Source organism: Arthrobacter sp. LAR12-1-1.1 (assembly GCF_040676555.1).
In the GTDB taxonomy this organism is placed as follows: domain Bacteria; phylum Actinomycetota; class Actinomycetes; order Actinomycetales; family Micrococcaceae; genus Arthrobacter.
In genome coordinates, this window is sequence record NZ_JBEGIG010000056.1 from 158483 (window position 1) to 181404 (window position 22922).

At 69.1% G+C, this 22922-nt stretch carries 21 protein-coding genes; 8 read left to right on the forward strand and 13 right to left on the reverse strand.

What is annotated here, in order from left to right; translation table 11 throughout:
* Nucleotides 1–118 precede the first annotated feature (118 nt).
* The 5 genes from MRBLAR12_RS20660 (at nt 119) to MRBLAR12_RS20680 (ending at nt 4903) form a co-directional block, all read left to right on the forward strand.
* Entirely contained in the window at nt 119–1519 is a 1401-nt protein-coding gene (locus MRBLAR12_RS20660) for an amino acid permease (RefSeq protein WP_229993860.1), read from the forward strand.
* Nucleotides 1520–1645: 126 nt separating this feature from the next.
* Nucleotides 1646–2683 (forward strand): thiamine pyrophosphate-dependent enzyme, encoded by a 1038-nt coding sequence (locus MRBLAR12_RS20665; RefSeq protein ID WP_229993859.1) that lies wholly within the window; start codon nt 1646–1648, stop codon nt 2681–2683.
* A complete protein-coding gene (locus tag MRBLAR12_RS20670; protein ID WP_229993858.1) occupies nt 2676–3749 on the forward strand; it encodes an alpha-ketoacid dehydrogenase subunit beta in 1074 nt (357 codons plus the stop codon). The genes MRBLAR12_RS20665 and MRBLAR12_RS20670 overlap by 8 nt, the downstream gene beginning before the upstream one ends.
* Nucleotides 3742–4071 (forward strand): biotin/lipoyl-containing protein, encoded by a 330-nt coding sequence (locus MRBLAR12_RS20675; RefSeq protein WP_018775751.1) that lies wholly within the window; start codon nt 3742–3744, stop codon nt 4069–4071. The genes MRBLAR12_RS20670 and MRBLAR12_RS20675 overlap by 8 nt, the downstream gene beginning before the upstream one ends.
* A 4-nt stretch (nt 4072–4075) precedes the next feature.
* Complete coding sequence (locus MRBLAR12_RS20680; RefSeq protein WP_229993857.1) at nt 4076–4903, forward strand: alpha/beta fold hydrolase; 828 nt, start codon at nt 4076–4078, stop codon at nt 4901–4903.
* A gap of 97 nt (nt 4904–5000) precedes the next feature.
* Here the strand turns inward: MRBLAR12_RS20680 and MRBLAR12_RS20685 are convergent, their stop codons facing one another.
* The 3 genes from MRBLAR12_RS20685 to MRBLAR12_RS20695 all read right to left on the reverse strand — a co-directional run bounded on the left by MRBLAR12_RS20685 (nt 5001) and on the right by MRBLAR12_RS20695 (nt 8550).
* On the reverse strand, nt 5001–6335 hold the full coding sequence (locus MRBLAR12_RS20685; RefSeq protein ID WP_229993856.1) for an MFS transporter: 1335 nt from the start codon (nt 6333–6335) through the stop codon (nt 5001–5003).
* Between the two features lie 163 nt (nt 6336–6498).
* Nucleotides 6499–7953, reverse strand: a complete 1455-nt coding sequence (hpaB, locus tag MRBLAR12_RS20690) for a 4-hydroxyphenylacetate 3-monooxygenase, oxygenase component (protein ID WP_229993855.1) — start codon at nt 7951–7953, stop codon at nt 6499–6501.
* A 57-nt stretch (nt 7954–8010) separates the two neighbouring features.
* Entirely contained in the window at nt 8011–8550 is a 540-nt protein-coding gene (locus MRBLAR12_RS20695) for a flavin reductase family protein (protein WP_229993854.1), read from the reverse strand.
* Between the two features lie 201 nt (nt 8551–8751).
* On the opposite strand from MRBLAR12_RS20695, the gene MRBLAR12_RS20700 reads away from it, so the two are divergent.
* Complete coding sequence (locus MRBLAR12_RS20700) at nt 8752–9468, forward strand: IclR family transcriptional regulator (protein ID WP_229993853.1); 717 nt, start codon at nt 8752–8754, stop codon at nt 9466–9468.
* A gap of 122 nt (nt 9469–9590) precedes the next feature.
* Here MRBLAR12_RS20700 and MRBLAR12_RS20705 read toward each other — a convergent pair whose 3' ends face one another.
* The 6 genes from MRBLAR12_RS20705 to MRBLAR12_RS20730 all read right to left on the reverse strand — a co-directional run bounded on the left by MRBLAR12_RS20705 (nt 9591) and on the right by MRBLAR12_RS20730 (nt 17346).
* Nucleotides 9591–10991 carry an MFS transporter gene (locus tag MRBLAR12_RS20705; RefSeq protein WP_414645552.1) on the reverse strand — a complete coding sequence of 467 codons (1401 nt, stop codon included), beginning with the start codon at nt 10989–10991 and terminating at the stop codon, nt 9591–9593.
* Nucleotides 10992–11127: 136 nt separating this feature from the next.
* The gene (locus tag MRBLAR12_RS20710) at nt 11128–14199 is read right to left on the reverse strand and encodes an SMC family ATPase (RefSeq protein WP_364748080.1); all 3072 of its coding nucleotides are present in this window, start codon (nt 14197–14199) and stop codon (nt 11128–11130) included.
* Nucleotides 14196–15377: an exonuclease SbcCD subunit D gene (locus tag MRBLAR12_RS20715; RefSeq protein WP_229993850.1), complete on the reverse strand. Its 1182-nt coding sequence runs from the start codon at nt 15375–15377 to the stop codon at nt 14196–14198. The genes MRBLAR12_RS20710 and MRBLAR12_RS20715 overlap by 4 nt, the downstream gene beginning before the upstream one ends.
* 92 nt (nt 15378–15469) lie before the next feature.
* Nucleotides 15470–16495 (reverse strand): MIP/aquaporin family protein, encoded by a 1026-nt coding sequence (locus MRBLAR12_RS20720; protein ID WP_229993849.1) that lies wholly within the window; start codon nt 16493–16495, stop codon nt 15470–15472.
* A gap of 156 nt (nt 16496–16651) precedes the next feature.
* The gene (locus tag MRBLAR12_RS20725) at nt 16652–16993 is read right to left on the reverse strand and encodes a DUF202 domain-containing protein (RefSeq protein WP_229993848.1); all 342 of its coding nucleotides are present in this window, start codon (nt 16991–16993) and stop codon (nt 16652–16654) included.
* Nucleotides 16990–17346, reverse strand: coding sequence for a YidH family protein (locus MRBLAR12_RS20730; RefSeq protein WP_229993847.1), 357 nt, complete (start codon nt 17344–17346; stop codon nt 16990–16992). Before MRBLAR12_RS20730 ends, MRBLAR12_RS20725 begins: the two co-directional genes overlap by 4 nt.
* 201 nt (nt 17347–17547) lie before the next feature.
* Between MRBLAR12_RS20730 and MRBLAR12_RS20735 the strand changes: the two genes are divergently transcribed.
* Nucleotides 17548–18741 carry an ADP-ribosylglycohydrolase family protein gene (locus tag MRBLAR12_RS20735; protein ID WP_229993846.1) on the forward strand — a complete coding sequence of 398 codons (1194 nt, stop codon included), beginning with the start codon at nt 17548–17550 and terminating at the stop codon, nt 18739–18741.
* A gap of 11 nt (nt 18742–18752) precedes the next feature.
* Here MRBLAR12_RS20735 and MRBLAR12_RS20740 read toward each other — a convergent pair whose 3' ends face one another.
* Complete coding sequence (locus tag MRBLAR12_RS20740; protein WP_229993845.1) at nt 18753–19304, reverse strand: DUF4395 domain-containing protein; 552 nt, start codon at nt 19302–19304, stop codon at nt 18753–18755.
* 123 nt (nt 19305–19427) lie between these two features.
* Nucleotides 19428–20444 carry an exonuclease domain-containing protein gene (locus MRBLAR12_RS20745; RefSeq protein ID WP_364748084.1) on the reverse strand — a complete coding sequence of 339 codons (1017 nt, stop codon included), beginning with the start codon at nt 20442–20444 and terminating at the stop codon, nt 19428–19430.
* Between the two features lie 102 nt (nt 20445–20546).
* Here MRBLAR12_RS20745 and MRBLAR12_RS20750 point away from each other — a divergent pair, with 102 nt between their 5' ends.
* Nucleotides 20547–21314, forward strand: coding sequence for a VTT domain-containing protein (locus MRBLAR12_RS20750; protein ID WP_229993871.1), 768 nt, complete (start codon nt 20547–20549; stop codon nt 21312–21314).
* Nucleotides 21315–21433: 119 nt separating this feature from the next.
* Here MRBLAR12_RS20750 and rdgB read toward each other — a convergent pair whose 3' ends face one another.
* Together rdgB and rph are read right to left on the reverse strand one after the other, a co-directional pair.
* The gene (rdgB, locus tag MRBLAR12_RS20755) at nt 21434–22111 is read right to left on the reverse strand and encodes an RdgB/HAM1 family non-canonical purine NTP pyrophosphatase (protein WP_229993843.1); all 678 of its coding nucleotides are present in this window, start codon (nt 22109–22111) and stop codon (nt 21434–21436) included.
* Nucleotides 22108–22866, reverse strand: a complete 759-nt coding sequence (gene rph, locus MRBLAR12_RS20760; protein ID WP_090581458.1) for a ribonuclease PH — start codon at nt 22864–22866, stop codon at nt 22108–22110. The genes rdgB and rph overlap by 4 nt, the downstream gene beginning before the upstream one ends.
* Between the last annotated feature and the right edge of the window lie 56 nt (nt 22867–22922).

Consider the following 22922-nt stretch of genomic DNA (forward strand, 5'->3'; position numbering starts at 1 on the left):
TGCCATCATGCTCTCACGCCGCCGGCGCCCCGGCGATCGTTAGCGCCGGCATAAAGACGGTAAATTCAATAGGTCCCATAAGGACGCACAGATCCAAACCACACAAAGGTTCGCCAGTATGACAACGAAGTCCATAGCGAAGTTGCCCACTGCCCTCCCGGCCCCGAAATTGGGGCACAGCATGAAGCCGCGCCAGCTGACCATGATGGGATTGGGCAGCGCGATCGGCGCCGGCCTGTTCCTCGGCTCGGGGGCCGGAATCCAGGCGGCGGGACCCGCCGTCCTGATCTCCTACCTCGTCGCCGGAACCCTGATCATCCTGGTCATGTGGGCGCTCGGCGAGATGGCCGCGGCCAACCCCAACAGCGGCGCCTTCTCCGTCTACGCGCAAAAGGCGATGGGCAAGACCGCCGGCGCGACCGTCGGCTGGCTCTGGTGGCTGCAGCTCGTGGTGGTCATCGCGGCCGAAGCCCTGGGTGCGGCTGCGCTCCTGTTCACCGTGTGGCCGGTGATTCCCGTCTGGGCGCTGTCACTGATCTTCATGGCCCTGTTCACGGCAGTCAACCTCGCCGGCGTGAAGAACTTCGGCGAGTTCGAATTCTGGTTCGCCATCCTCAAGGTCGCCGCCATCGTGCTGTTCCTGGCCATCGGCGCGGCCCTGCTGCTGGGCTGGCTGCCGAACGTCCCGTCCCCCGGGCTCAGCAATTTCACCTCCGACTTCGCCCCGGCAGGCCTGGGCGGCATCGCCACCGCACTCTTTGTGGTGATCTTCGCCTTCGGCGGCACCGAGATCGTCAGCGTGGCCGCAGCCGAGACGGAGAACCCGGCGCACAGCGTCGGCCAGGCGATCCGCACCGTTGTGTGGCGGATCCTCGTGTTCTACATCGGCTCGGTATTCGTCATCGCCGCCGTCCTCCCCTCGACCTCGGCGGCCTTGAAGTCCCCGTTCGCCGGCGTCCTCGACGTCGCCCGCATCCCGGGTGCCGGTGCCGCGATCACCCTGGTCGCCGTCGTCGCGCTTCTCTCCGCGCTGAACGCCAACCTCTACGGCGCGTCCCGGATGGTCTTCTCGCTGTCCGAACGCGGCGAAGCCCCGCGGTTCCTCTCGAAAGTCAACACGGCACGCGTTCCCGTGGTGGCCGTGGGCGTCTCGGTGGCCTTCGGCTTCCTCGCCGCCGTCCTGGAACTGCTCTTCCCCGACCAGATTCTCCCGGCACTGTTCCAGCTTGTCGGCTCCACCTGCCTCGTGGTCTGGGGCACGGCCCTCGTGTCCCAGCTGATCCTGCGGCGCCGGGCGGACCGTGACGGCACCGTGCTGCCGCTGCGCATGAAAGGCTTCCCCGGGCTGACGGTCTTCGGACTGGTGCTCCTGGCGCTGATCTTCGCCGTCGGCTTCAGCAGCCCGGAAACCAGCACGCAGCTCTTCAGCACCCTGGCATTGGTGGCCGGCATCGCTGCGGCGTGCTGGATCAGCGCCCGGATCACCCGCAACCGCCGCGCCAGCGTCGAGGCTGACTAGCCGACCAGCCGGGGCGCTAGACAAATTGTCAGGCGTCCCGGCGCTACGGGCGGCAGAAGTGTGCAGTCTGGGCACCCCGGCCTAGGCTGATTGCCCACCCCGCCGCCGGTGACTAGGGTCACAGGCATGGATACACTTCTCCCCGTGGCTTCCGGCGGCGCTGCCGGGCCGCTCACTGCCGACGAGCTCCGAGAGCTCTATTCGCTGATGGTGGCCGTCCGGCACCTCGACACCTCGGCCATCGCCTGGCAACGGCAGGGCATCATCCCCGGCTACGCCCCCGAGCTCGGCCAGGAGGCGGCCCAGGTGGGCAGCGGCTACGCCGTGGACACCACCCGGGACTTCGTCTTCCCCACCTACCGCGAAATGGGCGTCGCCCGGACCATGGGGGTGGACATGGTGGCCTACATGTCCACCCACAAGGCCACGTGGCACGGCGGCCTGTACAACCCGATGGAATCCCGGCTGGCCCCGATCCAGGCGGTCGTCGCCGGGTCCGTCCTGCACGCCGTCGGCTGGGCCCACGGCCAGACGCTCGATCAGCAAGACGGCGTCGCCCTGACCTACTTCGGCGACGGCGCCTCCTCGCAGGGCGATGTGCACGAGGCGATGAACTTCGCCGCCGTGATGAAGGCCCCGGTGGTGTTCTTCGTCCAGAACAACGGCTGGGCCATCTCGGTCCCCACCGAACGGCAGGTCGCCGGCGGCTCCGTCGCGGCCCGCGCCGCAGGCTACGGGATCCCGGCGCTGAAGATCGACGGCGACGACGTCGTCGCGGTCCTCGAGGCGACCCGCCGCGCCTTCGCCCATGCCCGCTCCGGCAACGGCCCGGTGCTCATCGAGGCCATGACCTACCGCCGCGGCCCGCATTCCACCTCCGATGATCCGGGCCGCTACCGCTCCCTCGACGAGGAACGCGACGGCGCCGGCATTGACCCGCTCGAGCGGCTCCGGCAGCGGCTGCTGGCCGAGGGAATCGCGGACGAGGCATTCTTCGCCGAGGCGCTGGCCGCGGCCAAGGCCGAAGAGGAGCAGATCCGCACCGGCATCCAGGCTCTCGGCTCCCGTCCCGGAACTGAAATGTTTGACCTGGTCTTCCAGGAAACCACCCCTGCCCTGCAGGCCCAGGCCGCCAACTGGCGCGAGGAGTCCGAACATGTCTAACTCGATACTCGAAGGCGCAAACGCCACCGGCGACGACACTGCCACCAACACGGCCGCAGACAGCCCCGCACCAACCACCGTGATGTCGATGCAGCAGGCGCTTAACCGTGCCCTCGACGAGGTCCTCGCGGACAACCCCAAGGCCGTCATCTTCGGCGAGGACTGCGGCCGGCTCGGCGGCGTCTTCCGCATCACCGACGGATTGCAGGCCAAGCACGGCGCGCAGCGCGTCTTTGACACCCCGCTGGCGGAATCGGGCATCCTCGGCATGTCCGTGGGCCTGGCGATGGCCGGGTTCCACCCCATTCCCGAGGTCCAGTTCGACGGCTTCGCCTACCCGGCCATCAACCAGATCGTCTGCCAGATCGCCCGGATGAACTACCGCAGCCGGGGCACCATGCCGATGCCCATTACCCTGCGCGTGCCCAGCTTCGGCGGCATCCGGGCCCCCGAACACCACGGCGAAAGCCTCGAGGCGCTCTTCGCCCACGTGCCGGGCCTGAAGGTGGTCTCGCCGTCCAACCCGCATGAGGCCTACCACCTGCTCAAGTACGCCGCCACGCGGCCGGACCCGGTGATCTTCATGGAACCGAAGTCCCGTTACTGGCAGAAGGGTGAGGTGGACGCCGCCACACACGATGCAGGCGGCGGCTCCCCCACCGGCGCCAAGGTGATGCGCGAAGGCCGCCACCTCACGCTCGTCGCGTGGGGCGCCATGGTCTCCCGCTGCCTGCAGGTGGCCGAGCTCGCCGCCGAGGACGGGATCGACATCGAGGTCCTGGACCTGCGCTGGCTCAAGCCGATCGACGCCGAAGCTTTGACCGCGTCCGTGCGCAAGACGCGCCGCGCCGTCGTCGTCCACGAAGCGCCGCTGACCTCCGGCCTCGGCGCCGAGGTGGCGCAGCTGATCACCCAGAGCTGCTTCGACACCCTCAAGGCAGCGGTGGAACGCGTCACCGGCTTCGACGTCCCGTACCCCTCGGGCGACCTCGAAGATGAATACATCCCGAACATTGACCGGATCCTCTTCGGCATCCAGCGAGTATTGGAGTACAAACGTGGCTGAAATTTCCTTCCCGCTCCCCGATCTCGGCGAGGGCCTGATCGAGGCAACCGTGCTGGAATGGCTGGTTTCACCGGGCGAGCAGGTGGAGCGCAACCAGCCGCTCGTGGAGGTCGAAACCACCAAGTCGGCCGTTGAATTGCCCAGCCCGCAGGCAGGTAAGGTAGTGCGTATCTACGGCGGGCCCGGTGACAAGATCAATGTCGGCGAGCCCCTGATTGTGTTTGAGGTGCCGGACAACACCGCCGGCATCGTGGGCACGGTCCCGAAGGAAGAGGCACCAAAGCGCCGGGTCCGCCTGAGCGCAGTACTTGATGAGGACTAAGAGCATGAGCGGCAGACACACCGGCGAACTGCATTCCCACACCGTGGAGGGCACCGACCCCCAGCTTTACGTGCAGGTGCATGAGCCCCAGAACGACGCCGGGCTCCGTCCGGTCCTGCTGCTGCACGGGTTCTCCTCCTCCTCCAAGCTCAACTGGGAGGACTCCGGCTGGCTGGCCGCGCTCCTGGAGGCCGGCCGGCGCGTCATTACCGTGGACCTGCCCGGCCACGGCCGCAGCGGTGCGCCCGAGGACATGGACTCCTACTCCCCCAGCCGGATCCGCGCGGACCTGCTGCAGATCGTGTTCGACGCCGGCGTGCGGCCGCTGCGCGACGGCGACCCGTCCAGCGGGCTCGACCTGATCGGCTATTCGCTGGGATCCCGGCTTGCCTGGGAGTTCGGCGCCACCCAGCATGAGCTGGTGCACCGGCTGGTCCTGGGCGGCCCCAACGTCGCCGACCCCCTGGCGGACTTCGACCTGATCGCCGCGCAGCGGTACTTGGCCGACGGCACGCCGATCGCGGACGAATCAACCGCCGGGCTGCTGAAGATGGCCATGCTGCTGCCCAGCAACAACATCTTCGCCCTGCTGTCCCTTATCGAGGCGATCAAGACCGAGCCGTACGATCCCGCCGAGGCGGTCCCGCACATGCCCATGCTCCTCGTAGCGGGGGAACAGGACGACCGGGCCGCCTCCATGCCGGAGCTCGCCGCCCTCGGCGCCAAGGCCGGCGGCATGGTCGAACAGCTGGTGCTGCCGGGCCGCAACCACACCAACGCCATCACCAGCCGCGCCTTCAAGCAGGGTGCCATCAGCTTCCTGGGCGTCTAGGCCGACAGGCAGCCGCCAACACAGGCCAACACAAAAAGAGGCACGGACCGCGGTCCGTGCCTCTTTCGTGTCTTGCCTTGCCTACCGGGACAACAGCCTAGTGGTGGCTGCTGACGCCGAGCGGGCGGCCCTTCGTCTCCCCGGCCAGCAGCACGCCGACCGCGGAGATGACGCAGAGGATCATGATGTAGATACCGATGGAACCGGTCCACCCGGTGCCCTGCAGCAGGACCTCAGCGATGGTGGCAGCGAACGCACCGCCGAGGATGGCGCCGAAGGCGTAGCCGATCGAAATGCCCGAGTAGCGGACGTTCGCCGGGAACATCTCGGCGTACATCGCGGACATCGGGCCGTAGGAGAGGCCCAGGCCGATCGTCAGGACGAACAGCGCGACGCCGTAGAGCACGATGTTCTTGGTGTCGATCAGCGCGAACATCGGGATCATCCAGGCAAAGACAATTCCGTAGCCGAGCAGGAACGTCTTGACGCGGCCGATCTTGTCCGACAGCCAGCCGCCCGCCAGGGTGAAGATCAGCCAGCCGAAGGAAGCCAGCGTGGTGGCCAGCAGGATCTGCGCGGTAGGCATTTTCAGGGACTTGGTGGCGTAGGAGATGAAGAACGCAATCAGCAGGTAACCGGCGGCGTTGTTGCCGATGAAGATCATCGTCGAGTAGAGGACGGCCTTCTTGTGGTTGCGGAGAAGCTCGCCCAGGGGCGCCTTGCTCCCTTCCTTGCGCTCCTGCATCTCCTTGAAGACGGGGCTCTCGGCGACCGCCCGGCGGATCAGGTAGCCGACGACGATCAGCACGATGGAGAGCAGGAACGGAACCCGCCAGCCCCAGGCCGCGAAGTCTTCCTTGGACATGGACGTGTTGAGGAAGAACAGCAGGCCCGTCGCGAGGATCATGCCCACGGGCACGCCGATCTGCGGGTAGGCCCCGAACAGGCCACGCTTGCTCTTGGGAGCGTGCTCGACTGCCATCAGCGCGGCACCGCCCCATTCGCCACCGGCGGAGAAGCCCTGGACAACACGGAGCAAGATCAGCAGGACCGGGGCCCAGAAACCGATCTGGGCGTAGGTCGGCAGCAGGCCGATCAGCGCCGTGGCGGCACCCATCATGATGAGGGTGAAGACCAGCATGGCCTTGCGGCCGAGGCGGTCACCGAGGTGGCCGGCGACGATGGCGCCGAGCGGGCGGAACAGGAAGCTGATACCGATGAGGGCAAAGGACAGGATCTGTGCCAGGCCCGGGTTGGAGGCGTTCAGCGGTGCCAGGAACAGCGGTGACAGCAGCGTTGCCGTCAGCTGGGCGAAGATGAAGAAGTCGTACCACTCAATGGTGGTACCGACCAGTGTGCCCGCGAGGACCTTGCGTTCCTCATGCTTGCTGCTGGGGCCCGCCTCGGTATCGACACGTGAAGTTGCGGTCATTGAAACTCCGTTGCTGGGGGCAGAAATACTGCCCGGGGGTGGGTGCGAAGTGGATAACTGATTGCCTCGTGAATTACTGATTGAACGGTCAGTTAGTAACCTGAATACTACTATGAAATGTGTGATAGGGCACACATATTCGCTGAGGAATGTCTTCCGCGGATCAGTCCGCGCGGTTGAGCAGTTCGCGGACCCTGGCCCGGACCGGCTCGCGGTCGTAGCTGTTCACGAGGGCGCTGGCCATGCGGACCGGATCCCCGAAGAAGAAGTACTCGTACAGCGACTGGCGCCCGGAGAACCCGGAAATGGAGGCGTCGAAGGCCAGTTTGAAGAGCCGGACGCGTTCGGGGCCCGTCAGGGACTTGCCCTGCAGGTACAGCTCGATGTCCGCCCGGGCCTCGCTGTTGACGTCCGCCTCGCCCGGCAGGGCCATGAGGCCCGACGCCGAGAACTTGCGGATGATCTGCGGGAAGCGCTGGGCCATCTTCGGATACCAGTTGCGGGCGGCATTCAGGGTGGTCCACTTCGGCAGCATGACGCCGGCGTCGTTGAGCCCGGCGTCGGCCTCGGAGGCGCGGACCAGCGCCTTGCCGATTTCGACGTCGATAATCAGCTCGGCGATGTCTTCCTGAATGTGCTGGAAGCCGTCAATGCCGATCGACTCGGCCAGTTCCGACGCCAGGCCCAGGAAGAACTCGCTCTTGGCGATGGTGCGGGTAACCACCTGGTGGGTCATCAGCGCGCCGGCGCCGGTTTCGGCGTAGAAGCTGTTGCACAGCTGCGGGTTGCCGAGCATGAAGATGCGCTCGTTGGGCACGAAGACGTGGTCAAAGACTGCGACGGCGTCCATTTCCTCATAGCGGGAGGCCAGCGGCTCGTCGTGGGTGCTGCCGCCGTTGTACAGCGAGGTACGGCAGAGGTAGCGCAGGCCCGGGGAGTCGTTGGGGATGGCGAACGCGTAAGAGTAGGGCGCGTCTTCCGGGGTGCCGCGCAGGACGGTGGACGGGAACACGAGGAGCTCGTCTGCGATCGGGGCGATGGTGGCGAGCATGCGTGCGCCCTGGATGACGACCCCGTCCCCGCGCTCCTCCACGATCCGGGCCGAGAGCTGGCCGCCGAGCTGCTCCGAGCCGGAGACCGAGCGGTTAACCTGCGGCGGGATGAGGGTGTGCGTGGCGAGGACGTCGTTTTCCCGGGCCCACTCGTAGTAGTTGCGGATGTTCTCGCCGAACTTCGGATCCGCCTGCGCGAACCACTTGCCGGCCGTGCCCAGCGCCGTGAGCGCGGAGTTCATGTAGTCCCCGGAGCGGCCAAGGAAGCCGTTGGAGGACTCGGCCCAGGTGGAGATGGCGCGGCGGCGCCGCTGGAGGTCCTCAATGGTCTTCGGCACCAGGAAGGATGCGTTGACCAGGTCCCCGGTGCTGGGCGAGGCGTAGGTGAGCGCCTCCTGGTACTTCCGGTCGTGCTGCATGTCGAAGAGCCCGGCGTAGGAGCGGGCCACATTGCGGAAGGCCGGGTGTTCGGCGATCTTCTCGCTGACCACCTCGCCGTCGATCACCACGTGCGGGGTCATGGCGTTGAGCTTGTCCAGGTACTGCCGTCCGGTACGGATACCCATTGGTCTTTCCTCCAGTCGTCGTTGAGCTGAAACGCGTTGAATGGATGTGGTGCGGCGCTAGAGCAGGTCCTCCATGCCCAGCTGGCTTTCCGGGATGGTGGTGAAGGTGCTGTTGGCGAACGCCAGGGCGTCGCCGTTGCGGTAGTTAAAGTCCACTACCTCGCCGATATACAAGGTGTGGTCCCCGCCGTCGTACGCCGCCCAGGGCTTGCATTCGAAATAGGCGAGGACATTGGACAGCCGCGGCGCCGTGTCCCCTTCCACCCACAGCGGCTCGGGGCCGGGGCGGCCGGCGAAGTGCATGGCCAGGTGCCGCTGCTCGGCGCCGAGGATATTCACCGTGAAGGGCCGGCCGGTGAGTTCATTGTGGGCCTTGGCAGTGCGGGCGATGCTCACCAGCACCAGCGGCGGCTCCATCGAGACCGACGTGAAGGAGTTCACGGTGATGCCGTGGCGCTTCGTTACCCCGTCGAAGGTCACGATCGCGACGCCGGTGGCAAACCTGCCGAGGCTGCCCCGGAAGTGGCTCGCCCGCGGCGCAGACAGCGGGCCCTGGCCCTGGACACCCCCGGCGTGGTCGCGTGGCTTGGCAATCATCACTGATCCCCTGCGTTCGTTGCGGTCTTGTTAGGCTGCGGTTTGTATGACCTATGTTTTGGGTCACCTGTGCTTTGAACCCTTGGTGTTCTATAATCGAACAAGTAGTTCCCATATAGAACGCTAGCGGACCGTGAGCCGGAACACAAGGGTTGCCCGGCACGCCCGGCGTCCAGCGACCCCGCACCTAGGATGGACCCCATGACCCCGAACGCCGGCACCGCCCAGGCTTCCCCGTCCCAGACGCTGTCCCGCGGCATCAGGGCGCTGGAGATCCTCGCCGAGGCGCAGCAGCCGCTCACCATTGCCGAACTCGCCGATGCCATGGGCGTCCACCGCTCTGTGGCCTACCGGATCCTGCGCACCCTGGAGGACCATTCGCTGCTGGTGCGCGATGACGGCGGCCGCGTCCAGCCCGGACCGGGCCTCGCCGTCCTGGCCCGCGGGGTCTCCCGCAACCTGCAGTCGGCGGCCCTGCCGGAGCTGACCCTGCTGGCCAACACCCTGACCATGAGCGCCTTCGTGGCGGTCTGGGACCGGGAGGAGTGCGTGACGCTGGTGACGGTGGATCCGCGGCACAGCGGCGCCGCGGTGGTGCAGCACCCGGGGTCGAGGCATCCCATCAGCGCCGGGGCACCGGGCATCGCCATCCAGTCCGCCTTCCCGGAACAGGAGTGGCGGGCCTTGGTCCCGGGCATCCCGTACCGGGCCGAAGCGGCCGAGGCCCGGCGCCGCGGCTTTGCCGCCAGCCATGACGAGGTGATCCCCGGTGTGTCGTCCATTGCGGTGCCGCTGCGCGTGCCGGGCAGCCGGCCTGCCGCCCTCGCCGTCGTCTATATCCGCGCCGCGCAGGATCCGGACGAGGTCGCCGGGGCCCTCACGGAGGCGGCCCGGCGCATCGAGGCGCAACTGGGCTAAGTGCGTGGAACGTGCCGCCGTCGCCCGCTCCCTCCGATGCCCTATCAGTAGATGTCCCCTTGATTGACTTTGCCGCCGTTTTAGGGACCACAAGTGATAGCGCAACGGCGGGTTAGCGGGGGTTAGGCGGCCGGTGCCGGCTTCCGCCCGCGTTGCCGCAGTACGACGGCGGCGGCCGTTCCCAGCAGGAACAGCGCCGTGGCGGCGCACACCGGAACCAGGAACGCCGCCGAATACCCGAAGTTCTGGGCCAACTGCCCGGCGATGGAGGATCCGAGCGCGGTGCCGGCGACAATGCCGCTGGCCAGGGCCGTCATGACCGTGCCGAGCTTCCCGGCCGGTGCCACGAGGCCGCCGATGGCGAAAACCGTGACCATGAGCGGGCCGACGGGCAGGCCCAGGACGAACAGCACAAGGACCATGGGCATCGCCGTCGTGGGCAGCAACAGCAGGGACGCGAGCCCGGCCATGAGGGCCGCGCAAGCAATCCAGCGGACGTTCACCGTGAGGCGGCGGGGCCAGTACGCGACCGAGAGGGCGGCAGCCGCAGAGCTCAGTCCCATCGCGGCGTAGAGCAGGCCCGCGAGCTCGGACGTGGCGAAGCTGGCAGAGAAGGAACTCAGGGATGTCTGGGTGGAGCCGAAGAACGTGCCCATGCACACCATCGCCAGCACAGGAAGGGCGACGGCGGCGAAGGTTCTGGCGCGCTGGGCGGCCGTGCGGCTGCCCGCGTGCCGGTCCCCCGCCGCGGCGGGAGCCGTGCCGGCGGGCCGACGCCGCGCTGTGCGGATCACCGCGTGGTGCGTGGGGTGCACGGCGAAAGCGGGTACGAGGACGACAGTCAGCGCAGCGGCGAGGGCCAGCGGCAGCCACGGCGCGAGCAGGCTCGCGAGGATGCCGACCAGTGCCGGGCCGAGCACGAACGTGAGCTCGTCCGCGGTGCTCTCATAGGACAGCGCGGTGTCCAGGTCCGCGGAGTTTGCGGCCGCCCCTCGCCCGGGTGTCCGGGAGGTCAGCGCCATCCAGCGGACGCGGGCCAGCGGACCGACCTGCGGGCAGCTGGCCCCGGCCACGAAGGCCGCGGCCAGCACGGGGACAGCGGCGGCGAGGTCCTGCGCCCCGGGACTGAGGTATGCCGCGAGGATCAGGGCGATGATGGCCACGGTGTTGGCGATGGCGGACACGAGCAGGACGCGGCGCTGGCCGAGCCGGTCGGCGAGGACGCCCAGGACTGGAGCGCCCAGTGCGGAACCGATGCCGACGGCTCCGGCGGCGGCGCCGCCCACGGCGTAGGAGCCCGTGACGGCGGTGACGAGCGTCAGGGCGCCGACGGTGAGCATGGCCAGCGGCAGGCGGGCGAAGAGTCCCAGCGGGATGAAACTGCGGCCGGCGAGCAGCGGCAGCCGCGCAAAGCGGCCGCCCTTGGCGGGCGCGGGGGCCGGCAGTGCGGCAGTCGAAATGAGGGCGTCGGTCGAAAATGGGGCGTCAAGAGTAGACGCCAAAGAAGACGGTGAAGGGTTCATGGTTTCCGGGTTCGCTCAATAGTGCGCATCGTCCCTCCTCCCGATGCGCGCGACCCGGTAACAGATCAATGATAGCCGATGCCCGGACGGCCGGCCCGGGACGGGGGGTCGGCGACGAGGGGTCGGAAACGAGAGCTCAGACCCGGGTGTCGTCGCTGATGTGCAAGGTGGAGCCGCTGCGGCCCTTGACCACCTGGAGCTGGGTGCCAATGCGCTGTTTCATTTCCGCCACATGGCTCACGAGCCCCACTACCCTGCCGCCGTCGCGGAGGCCTTCGAGGGCGTCCATGACTTGTTCCAGCGCCTGCTCGTCGAGGCTGCCGAAGCCCTCGTCCACGAAGAGCGTCTCGATGTCCACGCCGCCGGACTCGTGCTGCACAACGTCTGCCAGCCCGAGGGCCAGGGCCAGTGAGGCCATGAAGGACTCGCCGCCGGAGAGGGTGGCGGTGTCCCGGCGCTGGCCGGTCCACTCATCCACGACTTCCAGGCCGAGGCCGGACTTCGCGCCCCGAGCGGCCTTGGCATCGGTGTGCTGCAGCGTGTAGCGGCCGTCGCTCATGCCGATCAGGCGTTCGGAGGCAGCGACGGCCACCTGCTCAAGCCGGGCGGCGAGGACGTAGCTGTTCAGGCTCATGCGGTAGGTGTTGTCGCCTCCGCCCTTGGCGGCGTCTGCCACGGCGGCGAGCAACGCGGCCCGGTCCCGCGGTTCCCTGCCGGCGGCGGCGAGTTCGGCGTAGTCACCGGCGATGCGTCCGAGGGTCCGGCGCGAGTTTTCGGCCAGCCCGGCCGCCAGCAGGGCTTCCCGGGCTTTGCGGTCGGCCGCCGCCGACTCCGTCCTGAGCTCTTCGAGGGCGGCGTCGCTGACGAGGTCCCCGGCGGCCCGCTCGGCCGCTGCCAAAGCCAGGTCCTCTCCGGCGAACAGTTCCTGGATCCTGGCGGCTTCGTCCTGACCGGCCCGGATGGCCGTTTCGAGGCGTGTTGCCACCGGCGCCGGCAGCAGTGCTTCCCGCGCGGCGGTTTCAGTGCTGAAACCGGCTGCGGGCAGGGCCTGCTCAAGTTGCCGGCGTGCCTCCGCGGTGCGGGCTGCGGCCTGTTCGACGGCCGACTGCGCGGCGTGGGCGTGTTCCAGGACCGCCGTCGTTGACGCCAGGGCGGCGATCCGCTGTTCGAGGGTGGCGTGGCCGGCGCGCAGCTTGTCCAGGGCGCGTTCCAGGGCCGCTGCCTGTTCGTCGATTTCCGCGATCGTGGATTGCGTTTGGGCGATGCCGGCGGCGGCGTCGGCCTGCGCCCGGTCCGCGGCGGCGATGGCCGCCTCGAGTTCTGCCAGCCGGGCCCGGCTGGCGGCAAGGTCCGTGGCGGCGCGGCCGGCCTCGTCGGCCCGTTCGCGGGCCAGTGCCGCTTCCGCGCGGGCTTCCCCGGGAGGTGTGCTGCCGCCCTGGGCTGCCAGGACGGCGACGTTCTGGTGGGCGTCGGCGAGATCGCGCCCGAGGGCAGCGAAGGCCTCTTCTGCCATGTCGCTGGCTAGTTGCGCGGCCTCCTCAGCCTCGGCGACAGCCAGTGCGGAGGCTGCGGCGGGGGCCGGCGCCGGGTGCTCCGGGCTGCCGCAGACGGGACAGGGGACTCCGGCGAGGAGTTGGGTGGCGAGCTCGGCCGCGGCATTCGTGAGCCGTTGCTCACGGAGGTCCAGCCAGTGCTGCCTCCGGTCCTGGTGTACGTTCCGGGCCGCGGCGTGCTGTTCCGAGATTGCCGAGCACCCGGCCTCGGCGGCGAGGAAGCGGCCAACGATGGTCACGAGTTCGTCAGCTGCCGTTGCCTCCTTGGTGCGCAACTGGACTTCCGCGGCCACCTCTTCGAGGGGGCGGATTCCGGCGGAGAGGGCCGCCGACTCGGAGCGCAGGGCGGCCAGGGCGGCGGCACCGGTCCCCCGCCCGGTTTCCAGCTCCTGCAACTGCTGGCGCAGCCGGCGGCCGCGGTCAGTGAGTCCGATGAGCCGGGATTCGTCGGGCAGGCGTTCTGTGAGCACGGCGTGCAGGGACCGCAACCGTGCAAGGGTGCTTCGGACGGCCGCGCTGTCCAACGGGGCATGCGGGCCGGCAGCGTCCCCCTCCCCTGCGTCGATGAGATCCTGCCCGGCGAGCTCCGTGTCCGTCAGCGCCGCGGACCGCAGCCGCCGCGCGGCCTCCGCCAGGGCCGTTCCTGCCAGGTCCTCGGCTGCCGCGGCACTTTCGACGGCCCGCAGCTGGCCGCCAAGCACTTCGGCCTGGCGGTGCAGGCCGAGCGTGCCGGCTTGATCCGCCAGGACGGGGGCGGCGGCGTCGGCGTCAATCCGTCGCAGTTCCGCGGCGGCAAGTTTGGCATGGCGGTTTGCCCGCGCGTTGGCGGCCTCCAACAGTGAGGCATGGTCAGCGGCCTGTTTCTCGGCCGTTGCGGCGGCGGTCCGTCGGCCGTCCGCGGCAGTTGCCGCAGCCTCGTCAAGCCAGGCCAAAAGGGCATCGGGCTGGTCCCTGCCGGGGGCGCCGGCGGGGTCGAGTTCGAGCGCCGCGGTTTCGGACTCTGCCTGCGCCAGCAGCAGGTCCAGCTTCGTGTTGAGGCTTGCGACCTCCGCCTTGGCGGCTTGGGCCTGCCGGGATAGTTCCTGTTCCACGGCTTCAAAGCGCTGGGTGCCGAAAAGGCTCTGCAGCAGCTCCAGGCGGTCCGATGCCTTCGAGCGCAGGAACGCCGCGAAGTCGCCCTGCGGGAGCATCACCACGCGCGTGAACTGGTCCCGGTTCATGCCCAGGACGTCGGCGATCTCGGCCCCGGCCTCATCATTCCGGCCGGACTTCTCCACCCACGCGCCGTCGACGCGTTCGCGCAGCAGCGTGTTGGCCTGCTGGAGCGTGAAGCCGTTCTTGCCCCGGGCGCTCGGCTTGTCCCAGGCGGGCGCCCGGGAGACTTCGAAATGCCGGCCCTTGGCCGAGAACTCGCAGGTGACGCGGGGCTCGGCGGCGGCCTCCGCGTGGTCGCTGCGCAGCCGCTTCCCGTCCTGCCGGGCTCCAGGAACCGATCCGTAGAGGGCGAAACAGATGGCGTCCAGGACGCTGGTCTTGCCCGCGCCGGTGGCGCCGTTCAGCAGGAACAGCCCGTGTGCGCTGAGCCGGTCGAAGTCGATCCGTTCCGTGCCGGCAAACGGGCCGAAGGCGGAAATCTCCAGGCGGTGGATCCTCACAGGGAAACCCCTTCCAGGCGAACGGCTTCGAGGGCCTCGGCGAGAACGGCTGCTTCGGCGTCGGAAGCGGGCCGGCCGCGGACGTGATCGAGGAAGCCGCAGCAGACAGAGAGGTCATCGTCAGCTTCGGCAAGCCGGCTGCTGTAGCTGGCCTTCGGCGCCGCGCCGGGGCCGTCGGGATCGAAGCCGAGCACCAGGGTGTCAGGGAACCGGGCCCGCAGGCGGTCCATCGCCTGTGCGGGGCGGGCGGCGTCCGTCAGCGTGATCTGGCAATAGGCGGCCTCGGCCCAGGCAAAGTCCTCCGCTTCGAGGAGATCGTCCAACTTCCCGCGCAGCACGGCCAAGGTCCGGGGCGCGTCCCAGTGCACTTCGCGCACCCCGCCGATTCCCTCGGCGCCGACCTCCACGAGCCAGCTGCCCTTCGTGTGCTTCGCTTCCGAGAAGGAGTAGGCCAGCGGCGAGCCGGAGTAGCGCACCGCCGGGGAGAGCTCCTGCCGGCCATGCAGGTGGCCCAGTGCGGTGTAGCCAAAGCCGTCGAAGAGATCCAGCGGAACCGCTCCGACGCCGCCGATGCTCAGGTCCCGTTCGCTGTCAGAGCTGATGCCTCCGCTGGCGAAGGTGTGCGCCAGGACCACCGAATGGACGGTCCGGGTCTCGCTCCGGTGCCGCACGTCCTCACGGATCCGTTCGGTGGCGGCGCGTGTGACCTCGAAGTGGCTCGCGGTTTCGACGCCCAGCTGCTCGGCGACAAGCCGGGGCTCCAGCCAGGGGATCCCGTAAATGGCCAGCACCGGCGCTGCCTCGTTCTCGGCATCGTCCCCGAGCGGAAAGAGCACGGGCTGGTCCAGTTCGTTCAGCCGCGTGCGCAAATGCACGCCCCCGCGCTCGAGCAGCCGCGACGCGAAGCCCAGCCTGATGGCGGAGTCGTGGTTGCCGCTGGTCAGGACAACTTGGGCGCCGGCGCCGGTGAGGCGGACCAGGGCGTCATCCAGCAGGCCGACGACGTCGACTCCCGGCAGTGCACGGTCGTAGACGTCCCCGGCGATGAGGACAGCGTCCACCTTCTCTTCCCGGACAAAGGTCACGAGCTGGTCGATGAAGGCGCGCTGGGCATCCAGCATGCCGATGCCGTGGAAGGACCGGCCCAAGTGCCAGTCGGAGGTGTGCAATAACCGCATATTCCTACGGTATCGGCTGGCACCGACACTCTTGCGCCACCACCCCGGGAGGGTGACGGAGGTCAACTCAGGGTGATCGTGGCCGAGTGTGGTTATTTTCCGCCCTTGCGGTCGAAGAAGCTGCGGGCTTCGTCGTCCTGGGCGCGGGTGCGGGCGGGCGAAGCGGAGACGGCGGCGGCCTTCCCGTTGCCCAGGTGCCCGGCGCCGCCCGTGTGGGCGTGGTCCACGCCGTCGGCCAGCGCTGGGCCGTTCACTTCGGCGTCGGCCAGCTCGGGGTCGTCGAAGCCGGCGTCGTCCAAGTCGGCGTCGGCGAGCGCCGCGCCGGCCGGGTCAGTGGTCTGGGCAGGCTGAACAGTGGAAAGGTCGAAGCCGCGGAAAACCAGCCCGGCGACGGCCGCACCGACCACCGGTGCCACCCAGAACAGCCACAGCTGCCCGAGCGCATCCGGGCCGCTGAAGATAGCCGACGCCGTGGCCCGGGCCGGGTTGAACGGAACATTGCCCAGCGCCTGGCCCAACTGCAGGAGCATCGCCGTCGTCAGGCCTACCGCGAAGGGTGCAGCCGCCTTGGCGGGATTCCGGCTGCCCGTCGTGGCCAGGAATACGGCCACGAGTATGGCAGTGCCGAGGACTTCCACGAGCAGGACGCCGGCCATGGGTACCTGGATGATCGAGTGCTCGCCGAATCCGGCGGCCACAGTGGCGAATGCGCCCTGGCTGTCGTTGATGGTCGGCACGGTGCGCAGGACGCCGAACAGGGCAACGGCCCCGAGCACCGCGCCCACGAGCTGGGCGCCGATGTGCGCGGCGGCGTCGGTGAGCCGGATCCGGCCGGCGATGGCGTTGCCCACGGTGACGGCGGGATTGAAGTGGCCGCCGGAGACGTAGCCGACGGCCAGCATCGCCGCCGTCAGCGCCAGGCCGGCAGCCAGGGCGGCGGGCAGCGGGTTCGACTGCGGAATGGTGAACAGCGGCACGCCCAGGCCTGCGACCACCACGATCAGGGTCCCCAGCGCCTCGGCGGAGAGCCGGGCCACGAGTCGGGGTCGGGGCGAAACGTCGCTGGCGGCCGGTGGCTGGACGCCAACGGACTCGCGGGCTGGCACAAGCAAGGTCATGGTCGGGATTCCTTTGCTGGTGGCGGCGCGCCCTGGGCTGCAGTTGCGCCGTCGCTGGCCCGCCGCCGGGCGGTGGTCCGGTGCGGCCTCGGCCGCCCGGAGAATAGGTTCGCCAGCAGTCTGCCAGCGGAATCTGGATGTTGGCTGGAATCCGGCTTAGTGCCCCAGGGCCACGGCGGCCACGGCGCTGGCGGCAAGGACCACGACGGCGGCGGCGGCCCAGCGCAGCAGCGCGGCCGGCGGCGCGGCGTTGGACCGCCGGAGCTCCCGCCCGCGGACCAGCACGCACACCCCCACCACGGCCGTCGCGGCCATGGCGGCAAGCGCGCAGACACCAAGGAAATCAATGGGTCCCGTGGCGCCGCCCCGGGACCCCGCGAGCGCCCAGCTGCGCCAGATCAGCAGGTCCGCCACGATGAGGGTCAGCAGCGTCCGGCGCCAAGACAGGGAGGTCCGTTCGGGCTGCAGTCCGGGGTCCCGGGCCGCATGTGGCCTCACCGCGCCACCAGGATCAGTGCGGCGAACACCAGCGCCGCAGCCGAGACGCCGATCGTCATCACCAGCATCACTCCGGAGAACGGCAGCTCCCTGTTGTTCCGCATGGCAGCCTCCATGAGTCCCCACCGGCGGTAGGACAGGGCGGCGAGGCCCGCGCCGAGGAACGCGAGGATGACGCACAGCGCAATGCGCACGGGTCCGGGCGCGATTTCCGGGGCCAGCTGGTCAATGGCCAGGGCGCCGGCAATCAGGGCCAGGGATGTCCGGATCCAGGCCAGAAACGTCCGCTCGTTGGCCAGGGAGAACCTGTAATCGGGAGTGGTCCCGGTCTTCCGCCACGCTGGTTCGCGCATTCGTTTCCTCCACTGCCGGACGGATACGCCGCCGGCGGTTGCTTCGCATGACCGCTGGACGGGTCCTAACAGCACCCTACCGGCGTTCCGCATCCGCCGACGCCCTGCACCAGTCCCCGGCAGTATGTCCCCGGCAGTCAGTCCCCGTAGGGGGTTGGCGGCATTGCAGAGTGCGGGGCAGCGCCGGGTAAATTTGAGGGCATGAGCACCGAGCCCGGGACCAGCCCCGCACCCGCCCCAACACCCGGCCAGCCACACTCCCCCGCGCCGGCCCACGGCTCGCGCATCCACGGCTGCCTGCTGGGCGGTGCGCTCGGTGATTCGCTGGGCTACGCCGTCGAGTTCGACGACATTTCCGCGATCCGCGCCCGGTTCGGGCCCGCGGGCCTCCAGGATTTTTCCGCGCTCGACGCCGGCAGCCCGTTCTCCGACGACACGCAAATGACGCTGTACACCGCGGACGGCCTCCTCGAAGCACTGGAATGGGCCAACGACGGCGTGGCATCGGACATCAACGCGTGCCTGTGGCTCGCGTACCTGCGCTGGCTGGGCACCCAGGGCGTCGCGGTGCCGGCGTCGGCCCCGTTCCAGCCGCCACGCTGGATCGATGCCCAGGATGTCCTGAAGATCCGTCGTTCGCCCGGCAAGGCGTGCCTGAGCGGACTCGCCACGGGCGAGATGGGCACCGTGAAGCGTCCGGTCAATCCGGATTCGAAGGGTTGCGGCACCGTGATGCGCTCGGCGCCGTTCGGCCTGATCCCCCACCTCGAACCCGGTATGGTCTACAAGCTCAGTGCCGATGCCGCATCCCTGACGCACGGGCACCCCGCGGCTCGTCAGAGCGCAGGAGTGTTCAGCCTGGTCATCCATGCCCTGTCCTCCGGCCGCGGTTTGCGCGAAGCGGCGGAATCGGCCCTCGGGCACCTGCGCGGCGGCATCCTGCGCAAGGGCGAAGATCCGGACCCGGACGTTGTGGCACGGCTGGAGGCGGCCCTGCGGCTGGCCGGCAACCTGCCCGGCGGCGGTGGCGCGCTCAGCCCCGAGGACCTGGTCAGCGAACTCGGCGAGGGGTGGGTGGCCGAGGAAGCCCTGGCCGTGGCGCTGTACGCCGTGCTTGCCACCGCCCCGGAAACCGGGACAGAAACGGCGACGGCGGACGCCGGCACTGCGGAGGTCAACACTGCCGAGGCCGATGCCCAGGCGCACTTCCGCGCGGCGATCGCCGTCGCGGTGAACCACAGCGGGGACAGCGACTCGACGGCGTCGATCGTGGGAAACATCCTGGGGGCGTTCTACGGCGAGCGGTGCCTGCCGGCAGACTGGCTCGCGGCGCTCGAGGCGCCGGAGGTCATCCGCGGCATGGCGGCGAGGCTGGCGGCCGTCACCGGCGCGTAGCTTCGGCGGATCTAGGCGCCGCGGAGCGAGATGTTGTTGCAGGCTTCGCAGACATCCGCGGGGATGAGCCCGCGGCGCTGCAGGAAGCCGAAAATGGTGCAGCCGAGGCAGAAGCCGGCAAACGCTTCAAGGGACGCGGCGGCTATCAGCACGGCGAGCAGGACCCACGCCGCAGGCGCGAGGCCCGCAGCCAGCAGCAATGCGGCCGCCGTCGACACGGCGGCACCGATGCCCTGGGCGAATCGCTTTGGCGGACCGGGAACAAGGCGGGTCCGCCCGAGCCAAGGCGTCAGGACCTTGACCGAGAGCTGGGCCAGGGGCGAGATCCGGGGGCCGAACAGCACGCGCAGCCAGAACCCGGCCGCGATGATGGCTAGCCCCCAGCCGAAACCGGTCAGCAGGGTCACCGCGGAAAGCGCCACCACCAGGGCGGCGGTGATCCGGGCTGCGTATTCGTTCACCGGGTTTGGGAACGCGGACACCCTTCGCCAGTCAATGCCGCGGGTCGACGGGACCGATGTCGACGGCACTGCGGGGGCCTGCGCATCCGTGGGTTTGCTCATCCGCCAAGGCTACGAGCGGGCGCGCCGTGGCGGGAATGATTGTTGCGCCATGTGACTGCTTGCTCGGGCAGGGCCGCTCCAGGCAGGACCACTCCAGGCAGGACCAGTTCAGGCGGGACCGGTTCAGGCAGGTGCTGCGGCCAGGTGACCGCCGACCATCTGGAGGAATTCCCCCTCGGACAAGACCTCGATCCGCTGCCCGCGTTCGTGCAGTTCCAGGACGCGGCGCGCCTTGCCGGTGAGCCGGCCCGAGCGCAGGTCCGCGGCCACAAAGCCGTCACCCACCACCAGGACGGTGGTGCGGGCCGTGACCCGGCTTTCAGGTCTGGCGCCGAGTTCGGCGGAGCGGACCTTGGCAACGGGCCGGGGAATCGCCAGTTCGCCGGTGAACACGACGGTCTGGCCGAACAGCGGATGGTCGGGGCTGGCGGCGGCGTTGGGCACCGGGTTGGGGCCTTCCTCCGGCCACCCGGCCACGAACCGGCGGCCAACAGGTGCGCCGGCAGTCCCCTGCGCGAGCGCATCCAATGCGGCCAGGGTGGCCTTGGACAGCGGGTCGTGCCGGGGGTCGAACGCGGGCTGGTGCGACACCGCCATTCCCAGCGACAGATAGAGTTCCGCGATGCTCGCCGCCCCGTTGCGGGCGGCGATGTCGATCAGGATGCCGGCACAGGCACGGGCGTCCTCGGCGGCGTCGTGGTGGTTGACCAGCGGGACGCCGGCTTCCTCGGCGGCGTAGGGCAGGGAATTGGACACCAGGGAGTAGCAGCGCCGGGACAACATCACCGTGCAGACGTAGTCGTAGGCGGGTCCGGCCAGCCCGGACACCTCCAGGCCGGAGCGGATCACGCCGAGATCGAACGCTGCATTGTGGGCCGCCAGCACGTCACCGCCGATGAACGCGCCGATCTCCGGGAACAGTTCCCCGAACCGCGGCAGTCCCGCCACCTGGTCCGGCCGGATGCCGTGGATCCGGACGTTGTGGTGATCGAAGGTGTCATGGTTTTCCGGTGGCCGCATGAGCCAGGAGGCTTCCTCGACGACGACGCCGCCGCGGACCTTGCTCAGGCCAACAGCGCACGGCGAACCGCGAAAGCCGTTCGCGGTCTCAAAGTCGATCGCCGTAAAGTCCAAAGTCACGGCCCAACTTTACCGCCTGCGGGCGGCGGCCCCCGCACCGGGAACGGGCCCCGGGTCCGGCCGGCGGCCGTCAAGTACCCTTAACGGGTGAACGTAATAGCAATGAGCGACCTCGCCGTGTCCGCCCTTGGCGGTGCCGGCCCCGTCCAGCCGCAGCTGGCCTCCTTCCTGCCCGACTGGCTCAACCCGCAGGTTTTCCTGGCGAATCCGGCCTTCGCGCCGTGGGTGGTCCTCCTTATCTGCGGCATCATCTTCGCCGAAACCGGGCTGTTGATCGGCTTCTTCCTGCCCGGGGACTCCATGCTGTTCACGGCCGGGCTGCTTGTGGCCACCGGCACCATCCAGGTCAACATCTGGGTCCTGACCGCGCTCATCATCGTCGCCGCGATTGTCGGCAACCAGGTGGGCTACCTGATTGGGTCCAAGGCGGGTCCTGCCCTGTTCAACAGGCCCAACTCCAAGCTGTTCAAGCGTGAAAACGTGGATAGCGCGCATGCCTTCTTCGAAAAGCACGGCGGCAAGGCCCTGATCCTGGCCCGGTTCGTCCCGATCATCCGCACCTTCGTCCCGGTGATCGTGGGCGTCGCGCAGATGAGCAAGCGCAAATTCTTCACCTACAACGTGATCGGCGCGGTGCTGTGGGGCGGCGGCGTCACGCTCCTCGGCTACCTGCTCGGGGACAAGGTGCCGTGGGTCAAGGACAACCTGGACATCATCTTCATCGCCATCGTGCTGGTCTCCGTGATCCCGATCGCCATTGAGGTCATCCGGGGTGCCATCGCCAAGCGGCAGGCCGAGAAGTACGGCACGGACGTCGTGGAAGAGTTCATCGAAGAGCACGAGCCGGAAGAAGAGCGCCGGACCCCGTAGCCCAGGACTTAGCGCAGTGCCGCAGTAAGCGCAGCTGTGGACACCGCAGTAAACAAGGAAGGCGCCCCACCGTGGGGCGCCTTCCTTCGTTCTGCGCCTGGCGTGGCCACTCCAGCCGGCTACTTCCCGGCCAGGGCCTCGACGATGGCCGGGAGGAGCGCCCGGAACGCATGGCCCCGGTGGCTGATGGCGTTCTTCTCCTCGGAACTGAGCTCGGCGCAGCTGCGGTCCAGCCCGCTCGGCTGCAGGACGGGGTCGTAGCCGAAGCCGCCCTCCCCGCGCGGCTCCCGCAAGATAGTCCCTTCGAGCTGCCCGTACTCCACGACCTCCCGGCCGCCGTCGGGCGAGGACCCGGGCGCCGCGAGCGCCGCGGCACAGACAAACGCGGCACCGCGGTACTCATCCGGCACGTCGGCCAGCTGGGCGAGCAGCAACTGCAGGTTCGCGGCGTCGTCGCCGTGCCGGCCGGACCAGCGGGCCGAGAAGACCCCGGGCGCGCCGCCAAGCACGTCCACGGAAAGTCCGGAGTCGTCGGCGATCGCCACGAGTCCCGTGGCCTCGGCCACGGCCCGCGCCTTCAGCAGCGAGTTTTCGGCGAAGGTTACGCCGGTCTCGGCGACGTCGGGGGCGCCGACGGCGCCAGCGTCCACCACCTGCGTGTCGACGTCGAGCCCGGGCACCTGGCCGCGCAGCAGCTCGCGGAGTTCCCGGAGCTTTCCTTTGTTATGGGTGGCGAGGACGAGCCTCGGGGCCGGGCCGTCAGCTGCCGGCCGGTCCGCGGAGGGAGTCTCCGTCACGGGGCCTCCGCCAGGGTGTCGCGCTGGATGGCGGCGAGCTGCTCGGTGCCCAGCAGCGCCAGGTCCAGCAGCTTGTTCAGCTCGTCGCGGTCGAAGGGCGCGCCCTCGGCGGTGCCCTGGACTTCCACGAACTTTCCGGAGCCGGTCACCACGACGTTCATGTCGGTCTCGGCGCGCACGTCTTCGACGTAGGGCAGGTCGAGCATCGGGACGCCGTCGATGATGCCGACGGACACCGCGGCGATCGTGTCGATGAGGGGCTCGGCGTTGCGGGCGATCATCTTCTTCTCGCGGGCGAACCGGATGGCGTCCGCCAGTGCCACGTACGCGCCGGTGATGGCCGCGGTGCGGGTGCCGCCGTCGGCCTGCAGAACATCGCAGTCCAGCACGATCGTGATCTCGCCGAGGGCCTTGGTGTCGATGATGGAGCGCAGCGAGCGGCCGATCAGCCGGGAGATCTCGTGGGTGCGGCCGCCGATTTTGCCTTTGACGGACTCACGGTCGGACCGGGTGTTCGTGGCCCGGGGCAGCATGGCGTATTCGGCGGTGACCCAGCCGCGGCCCTCGCCCTTGAGCCAGCGCGGCACGCCTTCGGTCAGGGAGGCCGTGCACAGGACCCGGGTGTTGCCGAACTCGATCAGGGCCGAACCCTCGGCCTGCTTGGACCAGCCGCGCGTGATGCTGATCGGACGCAGCTGGTCGGGAGTACGGCCGTCGGCGCGGATGACGGGGACACTGGGAGCTTGGGAAGTCATGCCTTTAGCTTATCGACTCACCCGGTCCCGCCCGCGCCGGCGGTTGGCACGGGAGG